The following is an 11,291-nucleotide window of genomic DNA, read 5'->3' on the forward strand; positions in this document are numbered from 1 at the left end:
AGAGTGCTGCGGGGTTTATATCCATAGCAAAGAGATTAATTCATATATCATATCCCAGGCTTCTGATTACCGGGTTCCAAAAATCAGGAAACATATTCCAGGCATGGCAGCCAAAAGGCAATTTTCCCTTTGTTATAGTTAAAGCAAATTCCGGAAGGTTTTCAAATGAAAATTTTAAAGCGGTTTTATAATCAGGTATTTTCAAGATATTTTTTTTTCTGTTCACTTCTAACGACCAAAACACATCCTCATTATAAAATGTAGAATAACCACTGTTTTGATTGTAATAATCAATTTGCTGCTTTCTTTCTTTACAAATAGTATAAAATTTTTTCACATGTCTTAATGAAAATCCGCCATTGCCAACCTGGTTATGAAATTGAATTTCAGTGGGCAGATTGGTATCCGGTTGCTTTGTATTATTCCTGTATTCTTTGCGGCGTCTTTGGGCAAATTCTATTTTTTCCCAAAATGTTTTTCCTTCAGGTATTGTATCCAACCACGGCGCTCCGATATAATCGTACCCTTTTTTACACCATTTTGCTAATTCATCTCTAAAAACAAACGCGTCTAACTGATATATAAGCATATATTTTTTATGTAAAAAGCGCTTGTAAAATTCTTCAGACAGCATTAACCTGTTATATCCACGCACGTCTTTAAAAAAATCATCGTCAAATGACTCAATATTAAATTTAACAGGATGGGTAAAATAAGGAGAAGGGTCTAACGAATAAGGCTTAATAAGCGTAAGAGGATATGATCCCAGGATTTTACAACATTGCGCAAGGGATATTTGCTCACCTTTGGAAAGATGCGATTTATATATAGGGATTACAACATTAACCATCATTCAATATTATCAATCATCAGTTTTAGGCATATAAAACTTAGCCATTCTATATTTTTGCCGGTGCTAATTTAAACCAAAGCGTTATTGGTACAATAATAGTTGATAAAGCGATATAATATTTAAAAAAAATTATAATTGGGTTTACCCTATTATACATTTTGTTTAGCCGACAGTAATTTTGTTTATGCGCATTAAAAATATATTAGTAGCCAATCATCATTTAGCCAATACCGGAGGAAGCGAGACCTACACTTATACCATGATTGAAGAACTTGTAAGGCGTGGCTATAAAGTAGAATATTTCACTTTTCATAAGGGCGAAATTTCAAACAGGATAGAAAAAGACCTTTCAGTTCCGTTCATGAGCGGTAAAAAATATGATTTAATCCTGGCTAACCACAATACCTGTGTAAATCATTTATTTGAGAAGGGATTTATAATACAAACCTGTCATGGTATTTTCCCTGACCTTGAACAGCCCTCTCCCTATGCAGACGCTTACGTTGTTATTTCTGAAGAGGTGAGCAGGCACCTGGATAAATTGGGTTATAATAGCCGGACAATATTAAACGGTATTAACTTAAACAGATTTAAAAGTATACGGCCTGTTAAAAACAAATTGCTTCACGTATTAAGTCTTTGCCACTCTGAAGAAGCAAATGTGATATTAAGAGAAGCATGTAATAAAGTTAGAGCAACGCTTTTAGTACAGGATAAGTATAATGATCCTGTTTGGGAAGTAGAACTTCGGATTAATGAAGCTGATTTAGTAGTAGGAGTTGGCAGATCTGCATACGAAGCAATGGCCTGTGGCCGACCGGTAATTATATTTGATCATCGTCAATATTACCCTTCTTGCGGCGATGGATATGTGAAAGATATGCTCAACAAAAGCATAATCAATAATTGTTCAGGTAGGTTTTCCAATAAAAGCTATTCAGCGGGAGATCTGGAAACGGAACTGAAAAAATACAATGCAGCTGATGGTAATTATTTTAGAAAATTCGCTGAAGAAAATCTGAATATTGAAATAGCTGTAAATAAATACCTGGACTATTTTCATGCGATTAAAAAAAGCTTTCCCGGATATTATATATTGCGATTAAAAAAAATCTGGAAAACCAGAAGATTAAAGAAAAAATAGAAATAATTACAAAGGATGTTGTTGTAGAAAAGTTATCATTTAAAATGATATTTTGCCTGTAATTTTTCAATTACCATAGCAATTTCATAACACCACCACGAATGTTGATCATTAGGTTGAGTATGGTAATGGACTGTATCATCTTCATTTAAGAAATTGCCGAATATATCATGCATAATTAACAGCAAACGTTGCTAATCTATTTTTGCAGCTATTGCTCTATTATATTTTGAATTAATGCCGGTAAGGATTTTTTTGCGGCATTAAACTCATCATAATATGAAAATACTTTTATGCAGCATGTCTCTGTTGCTGCTATTAAGCAGTTGCTTTGCCCAGCAGAAAAAAATTGGCGGACCATGTGAAGGCTGTGAGGCCATTTATGAAAGTTCTGTGCCATTTGAAAAGCTTAAGGCGGTAGATAAGTTGCCGGATGCAACATGGGATGGTAAAAAACCCCTGGGCATAAATGGCGTAGTATATAAAGCAGATGGAAAAACTCCTGCCGCTAATGTAATTATCTATGTGTACCATACTGATGAAACCGGGCACTATCCAAGAAAAGGGGATGAAAAGGGCTGGGCAAAGAGACATGGATATTTACGCGGCTGGCTACGCACTAATGAAAAAGGAGAATATAAATTTGTTACACTTCGCCCTGCAGCATATCCTGATGGCACAGAGCCTGCACATATTCATGTTATCATTAAAGAACCAGGTCTGAATGAATATTATATTGATGAATTTCTTTTTGATGATGACCCGATTCTAACAGAAGAAAAAAGAAAAAAATTGGAAAACCGGGGAGGGAGTGGAATTATTAAACTGCTTGATGTTGGTAATATGTATAAAGCAACCCGCAATATATATCTTGGCAGGAATATTCCCGACTATCCCACAGGTATGTAACATGTCAGTATTGCAATGCGAGTAAGCGTTGCACTATAGTCCTTTATAAGCATTACTACTTAAAATATAATTTTTGTCACTATAAATGTCACTATTACATTTGTCTGCTGTAGCTTTACAGCAGCATTATAAAATTATTTTTTTTGTTGTAATAATATTAACGGTTAAGGCTCTGAAAAAAATTACTTCCAATGAAAAACCTTTTGAGGTATTTGCCTGAAATTAATCAGGACATTAAATATATAGCCCCGCATCGCGGGGCTATATATTTAATGTCAATAAACAAACATGAAAATATTTTTAAACCAGGTCTAAGAGCCCTTCCTTTTTATAGAACAGCCAATGGCTTTAGTTACCGCAGGCTCAGGCGTTTTATCCTGCATTACTGCTGATATAGCCTTTTCCAGAAAGTTTTCTTTATCAGATTTATTGTTTTCAGGATCATTATCAATGGCGCCGGTGTATACTATTGTATTTGTTTCAGAAGAATGCCTGACCAGGAAAATATGCGGCGTGTTTCTTGCACCATAGGCGTTAGTGGTATTTTGTCCTTCATCATATAAATAAGCGAATGAAAAATTTTTCTCTTTCGCTCTTTGCTGCATCTGCTCAAATGTATCTCCTGTTGATAAGGAGGGATCATTTGAATTGATAGCTATAACAGGGAAGCCAAGCGGGGCATATTTTGTATGTAATGTTATTATCCTGTCTTCATACGCTTTGGCAACAGGGCATGTATTACAGGTAAATACAACGATATATCCTTTTGCTGAGGGATAATCAGTAAACGACACGGTTTTATTATCAATATTCTTTAAAGCAAATGTCGGGGCACTTGCTCCGGGAGTAATGGTTGTAATTTGCGCGCTGACTGTACCAGCCGCCACAAAAGCAATCAATGCAAAGAATAATTGTTTCATTGTTTGAAGTTTTTATAAGTGTTAACTAATTCCACATAGGTAAACGTTTTCTCAAAAAATGCTTTCTTATCCTGTCGTATAAAAATGGTTGCCGGCAAGGCGCCAGACCAGGAACTGTCTACTTTATCTATAAAAGCCTGCTGGTCATCTTCCCGCAATAATAGTACCTCATTTTGGAAATTTTGCTTTTTTATAAAAGGTTTAAGCGCTTTTTCAATTTGTGAAGTATAGTCAAGGCTCACCAGCAATACTTTAATCCTATCTGTTTTATATGCCTCCGAAAGTTTTTCAAAGCCCGGCAATTCCTCTACACATGGTGCACACCAGGTTGCCCAAAAGTTTATAATAAACGTAGTGTCTGATTTTGTTGTTCTTTTATATAACTGATCAATAGTTGTGGTAGTTATATGCTGGGCGTTAAGCGCTGAAAAAAAGAACAGGAGCATTATAGTATATAAAACTTTCTTTGATTTCATAATTACTTTCTTTTCAAAAAGTATGCAGAATGCCATAATTCCCTTATCAAAACATGTACTAATTTAAACTTTTGCAGGCGGAATATAAAGGGTGCATTTCAAATTTTCGCATGTAGGTACTATAGCTACGGCAGATGCCTCGTGCCTCGGCATGACAGGCGGAAGAATGTATATTGAACAATAGTACCAATGTTCAACAATAGCACTAATGCCGAACACAGCACTGCGGTTTGTCATGCCGAGGCACGAGGCATCTGCACGATATTCCCATACACGCGAAAATTTGAAATGCGCCCAATATAAACGGCCTCACAAAAATCATAAGATTTTAATGTAACTTAACTGCCTGCATTTTGTGATACTTGCCTTCACTGACAATAGTTAACTACCAGTATTATGATGAATTTTTTTAGGCCTTTTTTGATCTGTATTTTACTGCATCTGCCTTTTGGATTATTTGCGAATAATTTTTTTCAGGCAGGGGTTACCGATACTACCGGAAAAATGAGCATTGTATTTACTGTTGTGGAAAACATGTATCGCCGGTTTGCAGAAGAGAGAAAAGTACCGGGGCTTGCATTTGGTATTGTGATGGATGGAAAGCTGGTATATGCCAATGCTTTTGGATTTGGCGACACAGAAAAGAAAATACCTGTTACTACAAAATCAGTATACAGGATAGCCTCTATGTCTAAAAGCTTTATTGCAATGGCTATCCTGAAGTTGAGAGATGCAGGAAAGCTAAGCCTGGATGATGCTGTTGAAAAATATATACCGGAAATGACCAACACCAAAAAGATCACTGAAGATTCTCCTCCTGTAACCATACGCAACTTATTAACGCATACTGCAGGGTTTCCTGAAGATAATCCCTGGGGAGACAGGCAGCTTGAACGAACAGATGAGGAATTTGTAGCTTTTTTAAAGAAAGGGATTTCGCTGTCTTCTGTGCCGGGTTTAAATTATGAATACAGCAATCTTGGCTTTGCAATGCTTGGCTTAATTGTATCAAGAGTATCGGGAGAACATTATGAAACATATATCAGGAATAATATCTGGAAACCCTTGGATATGAAAGATACCTATTGGGAATATGCTGATGTGCCTGCACAACAATTGGTGCATGGCTACAGGGTAGAAAATGGTAAATGGGTAAAGCAGCCAATGCTGCATGGCGGTGCATACGGAGCAATGGGCGGAATGCTTACATCTATAGAAGACTTTGCTAAATATATGGCGCTGCATATTGCTGCATGGCCCCCGGGTAAAGAAGATAGCGGCATTATACGGAAAAGTACGTTACGGCAAATGCATCTTCCCGGTGTGGTAGCCGGTATTAATATGCAGGCTAAAGATGTGAGAGGAAATATTTGCCCTGCTATACAATCTTATAATGATGGGCTGAGGTATATAAAAGATTGTAATAACCGTGAGATCATCGGGCATAGCGGAGGCTTACCAGGATTTGGCTCCAACTGGAATTTCCTTCCGCAATATGGCATTGGCGTGGTTGCTTTCTGCAATCTTACCTATGCCGGGCCATCTCAATTAAATAATTATATTGTTGATACTATTATCGCCATGCTCGGGCTTAAGCCCTATCCTGTAAAAACGTCTGCAATACTTGAACAAAGAAAAGAGCAATTGGTAAAGCTGTTGCCACACTGGAATAATGCAGAAAGCAGCGGCATATTTGCTGAGAATTTCTTCTCCGATTATTTTATTGATTCGTTAAGAAAAGATGCCCGCAGCTTGTTTTCAAAAGCAGGAAAAATTATAAGTACAGGTAAGATGATACCTGAAAATGAATTAAGAGGAAGTTTTATAATTGAAGGAGAGAAGATCAATATGAAAGTAAGCTTTACATTATCGCCTGAGCGCTCTCCTTTAATACAGGAGTATCATATTGCTGAAATATTAAAGGAGAAGTAATTTCAGTATAACAACCTGGCTTTGTCACAGAGGTGCACCAAGGATACACAAAGTTCCACAAAGAATAATAAAGCGCTCTGTGTTGAGTGTATTTCAATTTTTCGCATGTAGATACTACTGTTGCGGCAGATGCCTCGTGCCCCGGCATGACAGGCGGTTGAATATATGATGAACAATAGTACAAATGTGGAACGATTGTTCTGCTGCTGAACATATCTCTGCAGTTTGTCATGCCGGGGTACGAGGCATCTGCACATGATTGCCTGATACAAGAAAATTTGAAATGCGTCCCCTGTGTTTCTTTGCGGCGCTTTGTGCAGCAAATCCTGCCCCGTTATTCCAGGCCAAAAACGCCCTTGTTCAATAATTGCAAAGTTTGTATTTTATTTGCGGCAGGCACCAGTACAGAAATATTATGCCGGCTGCCTCCATAGCTAACCATGCGCACAGGTACTTCAGCAATTGAATCGAATAATTTTTTAAGCACATCAGGTGTTTGTGCAATTTCATTTCCTACTATAGAAACGATTGCCTGGTCTTTATCAACTTCAACTGTGCCGAAAGGATCAAGTTCTTTTAATATAGCCGCTAAATGCGCATCGCTGTCAATAGTTACAGATACGGCCACCTCTGAAGTGGTAACCATATCAATAGGCGTTTTATATTTTTCAAATACCTCAAATATCTTTCTTAAAAAACCATAAGCCAGTAACATGCGGCTGCTTTTGATTTTAATGGCGATGATGCCATCTTTTGCGGCAACCGCTTTTACGCCAACTGATCCGGCATCCTGCATAATGGTTGTACCTGCAGCTTCCGGCTGCATGGTGTTCAGCAATTTTACCGGTACTTTTTCCTGTTGTGCCGGCCAAATACAGGTAGGGTGTAAAATTTTTGCGCCAAAATAAGCAAGCTCGGCAGCTTCATCAAAACTGAGCTTTTCTACCGGTAGTGTTTTCTTTACAATACGCGGATCGTTATTATGCATGCCATCTATATCCGTCCATATTTCGCAAACAGCGGCATTAACCGCAGCGGCTATTAAAGAAGCCGTATAATCGCTGCCGCCTCGTTTCAGGTTATCAACCTCACCTCTTGCATTGCGGCATATATAGCCCTGTGTAACAAAAAGTTTTTGATCCTTATGTTGTTGAAGCAGCCGGTTCAGCTTAACGCGTATGGCATCCAGGTAAGGTTCGTCATTTGCGTCAATCTGCATAAAATCAAGTGCAGGCAACAACACGTGGGCAATACCATTTTCTTCAAGATAGGCGCTGAACAGCTTTGTGCTCATCAGTTCTCCCTGTGCCAGTATATCTTTATTAAGCGCCTCGTTAAATGAAATTTTCAATATTATATTCAGGAAATCGAAGTGTTCTGCAATCACCGCTTCACCCTTTGCTTTGGTGGCGTCTTTTTTAAGAAGGTCATTTACGAAAGCATGATAATGCGCTTCTAATGTATCAATGATTTTTTTTGCTTCTATTTTATCGCCCTTTGCCATGGCATCACCTATGGAAACCAGTGAATTGGTTGTGCCGCTTAAAGCACTTAATACTACAATCTTGGGCTCACTGTCTTTGGTAATTAAATTAGCTACCTGCTGCATCCTTTCCGGCTTACCTACGGAGGTGCCTCCAAACTTCATGATTTTCATGATGGCTCTTGTTTTATTTTTTGCGGTGCAAAGATAATGGTATGGTGAAATAGTAGAGCAATGGCCAAAACTAATTTGGGTACGGCCGATTAATATTTTGCGGAGCGATTAAAACTTTTTATTGCCCTGGGGGAAATACCTCGTCTTTAGTGTGATGCTTTGTGTCTTCTGTGTATGCTTCGTGTTCTTTGTGGTCAGTTTTTACCACAAAAACCACAAAGGTTTCACAAAGAGCACGAAGTGCTGATGTTGTCTGATGTTGGTCTGTTCCTTTAGCCTAAATAAAATGGCGTGAATACCAATGAGATATTCACGCCGGGATATAATTTGTGTTTTGTTAGAAAGGAAGATCGTCTGCCGTACCTGATGTTTCTACTACAGGATTAACATGTGCTGCCATTTCTTCGGTATTGGATTGTGTGCCGCCTTCGCCTCTGTTACCTCCACCTAACAATTGTACACTAAAAACACGCAGTGTTAAAGATGTGCCGCTCGTACCATCGTTTTTGGTATAAGTTCTTAATTCAGGCGTGCCCTCGGCGTATACCTGTGTACCTTTTTTAAGATACGGGGCAACACCTGTTCTGTCCGTCCAGTAAGCACATTCAACCCAGGTTGTTTTGTCTTTTTGCTGGCCTGAAGCATCACGGAATTTTTCGGTGTGTGCTACACTGAAGTTAATAACAGTTTTGCCGTTAACCGTGTTTGTAACACAGTCTTTTCCTAAATTGCCAATTACCTGTAATCTGATCATAGTATTAGCTTTTTAAAGTTTAAAAAGGTTAAGTTAATGAATTTTATGCTCTTTATAATTAATGGCAAGCTTTTTTAGGAAATTCAAAAAAGAGCCGTGACTGCTCTCTGCCCGGGTAAATTTGTAATGCGCCGCTTACTTGGCAGCAGTTACACTTATTTCTACATTTACATTTTTAGGCAGTGTTTTTACCGCAACGGTTTCACGTGCCGGGAAAGCGCTTTTAAAATACTTACCATATACCTCATTAACTGTGCTGAACAAACTCATGTCGCTGAGGAAGATGGTGGTTTTAATAATATTAGGATAATCCATTTGCGCGGCCTTTAATATCGCCCCGATATTCTTCATGACCAGTTCGGTTTCTTCAGTAATATTCGCGTTTTCTACATTGCCGGTTGCCGGGTTTATGGCTATCTGACCAGAAACAAAAAGTAAATCTCCTATTTGTATTGCCTGGCTGTATGGTCCTATGGGAGCAGGTGCATTTGAGGTATTAATGATGATTTTGTTCATGCTTAATAATTAAGCAGCAAAATTGCTATTCCTTACTCAGTCTTCCAACCTATTTTTGCAAAATTTACCGAATAAGATTAAAGATGGCATTGATACTTCATATTGATACTGCATTACAGCAGGCTAATGTAGGCATAGCAGATGATGGAATACCTTTGGTGAACATACAAAATGAAGACCAGTACAGTCATGCTGCTTTTGTGCAGCCGGCTATCCAGGAAGCGCTCCGGCAATCAAATATGAGTATAGATAGTATTGATGCAGTGGGTGTAACAGCAGGACCCGGTTCATATACAGGGCTGCGTGTTGCAATGGCAAGTGCAAAAGGCCTTTGTTATGCCCTGAATAAGCCGCTGCTCGCAGTTAATACGCTTGAGGTAATGGCCGCTGCCGCTATTGAGAAATTCCCGGGCTTTGATTTGTATTGTCCAATGATTGATGCACGCAGAAATGAAGTGTATACTTCATTATATACCAGTTCATTAGAAGTTTCAATGCCTGTTACAGCGCTTATTCTTGAAAAAACATCTTTTGAGAAAGCATTAGCAAATGCCACTGTACTTTATTTTGGTAATGGCTCAATAAAATTTAAAAATACCATTGAACCTCATGCAAAGGCTTTTTTTGAAGAGGTTGCTTATGACGGCGCCCATCTTGCAAAATGCCTACTTAAAAGCTTTAAACACAATGACTTTCAGGATCTTGCTTATGCAGAGCCTTTATATGTGAAAGATTTTTACCTGGGCAAATAAGTATAAATCGCAAAAACCATTCATATATTTTTATGTTCATTAACATACTTATGCAAAGGTTATTTGTGTTTTGATGCATATCTTTGCTATTGATATCTAATGAATAAATTTTTAAAGTTATTACTCCTATGACAGGCCTTGCAAGTCCTTACACAATGGTATTAAAAGGTACCGGACAGGAAAATGGATCTGAAGTAAAGATTGATTTCCTGAACGTAAAGAAAGCTGCGCTTATTTTAAGGGCGCTGAACCACAAATTACGCCAGCAAATGCTTCAGTTGCTGGATGAAAAGCAGAAAATGACTGTTACAGAACTGTATGTTCAATTAAGACTTGAACAGTCTGTAGCATCTCAGCATCTTGCTATTTTAAGAAGAGCCGGCATGGTAATTACAACAAGAGAAGGGAAATTTATTTATTATTCAGTAAATCATAAACGCCTTGCCGAGATTTACAATTTTGTAGAGCAACTTTTAGGTTGATATTACAATCGTTTTTAATAAAAGCGGTTGATATTTATCAACCGCTTTTATTTTTGTATTAAACCAATAGCATGAGTAATATACAAGCGATAACTGTAGCGCAGTTAAAGGAGAAAATAAATAAGGAAAACATAACGGTAATTGATACCCGCAATGCGGCTGAATTTACCGATGGCTTTATATCTGGTTCCGTGTTTGTGGGCATGGAAGGAAATTTTACGGAGTGGATGTTGAACCTTTTTGCTCCGGGAACAGCTATAGTATTGATTGTTAGCCCGGGCAATGAAAAAGAGTGCATAGATAAACTGGCAAATACAGGATTCACCAATATCCAGGGATATCTTGAGGGTGGTTTTGAAGCCTGGAAAAAAGCAGGCGAAAAAATTGACATGATCATTAATGTTGATGCGGCTGAAATGGCGATGGATATTCCGTTTGATGAGAACCTTGTGATTGTAGATGTGCGCAAACCCGTTGAATTTGCTGATGGTCATATTGAAAATGCTTTCAATCTGCCACTTTCTGATATGACAGACCCTGCCAATTTTATTAAGCTTGAGGAGCGTGATAATCTATATGTGCATTGCGCAAGAGGGTACCGGAGCGTGATTGCCGCTTCATTATTAAAGCAGCAGGGCTATGACAACCTGCGCAATGTGCTGGGTGGCTGGGAGTTTATAAAACACGCAAAAGGAATAAAGATCGTAAAAGAAACAAGCGCGTTGAATTGAGCGGTGGCGATGAGCTATCAGCGGTCAGCTGTTAGCTATCAGTGTCATGTCCTGAAAAAAGTAGACACTATTACTACTATTACCCTTTTTCTTTTTTTTGTTACTTTTTTTCTTTTTACAATCCACATTTTAATTGTGGATTATTATAAACTTATTTGATTTACA

At 38.1% G+C, this 11,291-nt stretch carries 12 protein-coding genes; 6 read left to right on the plus strand and 6 right to left on the minus strand.

Annotation, left to right across the window (positions count from 1 at the left end; all coding sequences use genetic code 11):
* Nucleotides 1-40 precede the first annotated feature (40 nt).
* The gene (locus DC498_RS15230) at nt 41-853 is read right to left on the minus strand and encodes a DUF5672 family protein (protein WP_116875028.1); all 813 of its coding nucleotides are present in this window, start codon (nt 851-853) and stop codon (nt 41-43) included.
* Nucleotides 854-1,037: 184 nt separating this feature from the next.
* Here DC498_RS15230 and DC498_RS15235 point away from each other — a divergent pair, with 184 nt between their 5' ends.
* Both DC498_RS15235 and DC498_RS15240 read left to right on the plus strand, forming a co-directional pair.
* Nucleotides 1,038-1,997 carry a glycosyltransferase gene (locus DC498_RS15235; RefSeq protein ID WP_116875029.1) on the plus strand — a complete coding sequence of 320 codons (960 nt, stop codon included), beginning with the start codon at nt 1,038-1,040 and terminating at the stop codon, nt 1,995-1,997.
* A gap of 279 nt (nt 1,998-2,276) precedes the next feature.
* The gene (locus DC498_RS15240; protein ID WP_116875030.1) at nt 2,277-2,906 is read left to right on the plus strand and encodes a dioxygenase family protein; all 630 of its coding nucleotides are present in this window, start codon (nt 2,277-2,279) and stop codon (nt 2,904-2,906) included.
* Between the two features lie 311 nt (nt 2,907-3,217).
* Here the strand turns inward: DC498_RS15240 and DC498_RS15245 are convergent, their stop codons facing one another.
* Nucleotides 3,218-3,826 (minus strand): thioredoxin family protein, encoded by a 609-nt coding sequence (locus DC498_RS15245; RefSeq protein ID WP_116875031.1) that lies wholly within the window; start codon nt 3,824-3,826, stop codon nt 3,218-3,220.
* Complete coding sequence (locus tag DC498_RS15250; RefSeq protein WP_116875052.1) at nt 3,823-4,302, minus strand: TlpA disulfide reductase family protein; 480 nt, start codon at nt 4,300-4,302, stop codon at nt 3,823-3,825. The genes DC498_RS15245 and DC498_RS15250 overlap by 4 nt, the downstream gene beginning before the upstream one ends.
* 396 nt (nt 4,303-4,698) lie before the next feature.
* Between DC498_RS15250 and DC498_RS15255 the strand changes: the two genes are divergently transcribed.
* On the plus strand, nt 4,699-6,234 hold the full coding sequence (locus tag DC498_RS15255) for a serine hydrolase domain-containing protein (protein WP_206197633.1): 1,536 nt from the start codon (nt 4,699-4,701) through the stop codon (nt 6,232-6,234).
* A 334-nt stretch (nt 6,235-6,568) separates the two neighbouring features.
* Here DC498_RS15255 and DC498_RS15260 read toward each other — a convergent pair whose 3' ends face one another.
* From DC498_RS15260 to DC498_RS15270, 3 genes are all read right to left on the minus strand, one after another.
* Nucleotides 6,569-7,891, minus strand: coding sequence for an aspartate kinase (locus DC498_RS15260; RefSeq protein ID WP_116875033.1), 1,323 nt, complete (start codon nt 7,889-7,891; stop codon nt 6,569-6,571).
* A 337-nt stretch (nt 7,892-8,228) separates the two neighbouring features.
* Nucleotides 8,229-8,645 (minus strand): single-stranded DNA-binding protein, encoded by a 417-nt coding sequence (locus tag DC498_RS15265; protein ID WP_116875034.1) that lies wholly within the window; start codon nt 8,643-8,645, stop codon nt 8,229-8,231.
* A 135-nt stretch (nt 8,646-8,780) separates the two neighbouring features.
* A complete protein-coding gene (locus tag DC498_RS15270; RefSeq protein WP_116875035.1) occupies nt 8,781-9,161 on the minus strand; it encodes a Rid family detoxifying hydrolase in 381 nt (126 codons plus the stop codon).
* Nucleotides 9,162-9,244: 83 nt separating this feature from the next.
* Between DC498_RS15270 and tsaB the strand changes: the two genes are divergently transcribed.
* The 3 genes from tsaB (at nt 9,245) to DC498_RS15285 (ending at nt 11,126) form a co-directional block, all read left to right on the plus strand.
* Nucleotides 9,245-9,913: a tRNA (adenosine(37)-N6)-threonylcarbamoyltransferase complex dimerization subunit type 1 TsaB gene (tsaB, locus tag DC498_RS15275; RefSeq protein ID WP_116875036.1), complete on the plus strand. Its 669-nt coding sequence runs from the start codon at nt 9,245-9,247 to the stop codon at nt 9,911-9,913.
* A 128-nt stretch (nt 9,914-10,041) separates the two neighbouring features.
* Complete coding sequence (locus DC498_RS15280; RefSeq protein ID WP_206197634.1) at nt 10,042-10,395, plus strand: ArsR/SmtB family transcription factor; 354 nt, start codon at nt 10,042-10,044, stop codon at nt 10,393-10,395.
* Between the two features lie 71 nt (nt 10,396-10,466).
* On the plus strand, nt 10,467-11,126 hold the full coding sequence (locus DC498_RS15285) for a rhodanese-like domain-containing protein (protein WP_116875037.1): 660 nt from the start codon (nt 10,467-10,469) through the stop codon (nt 11,124-11,126).
* Nucleotides 11,127-11,291 lie beyond the last annotated feature (165 nt).

The organism is Terrimonas sp. (assembly GCF_003075435.1).
Lineage (GTDB): Bacteria > Bacteroidota > Bacteroidia > Chitinophagales > Chitinophagaceae > Agriterribacter.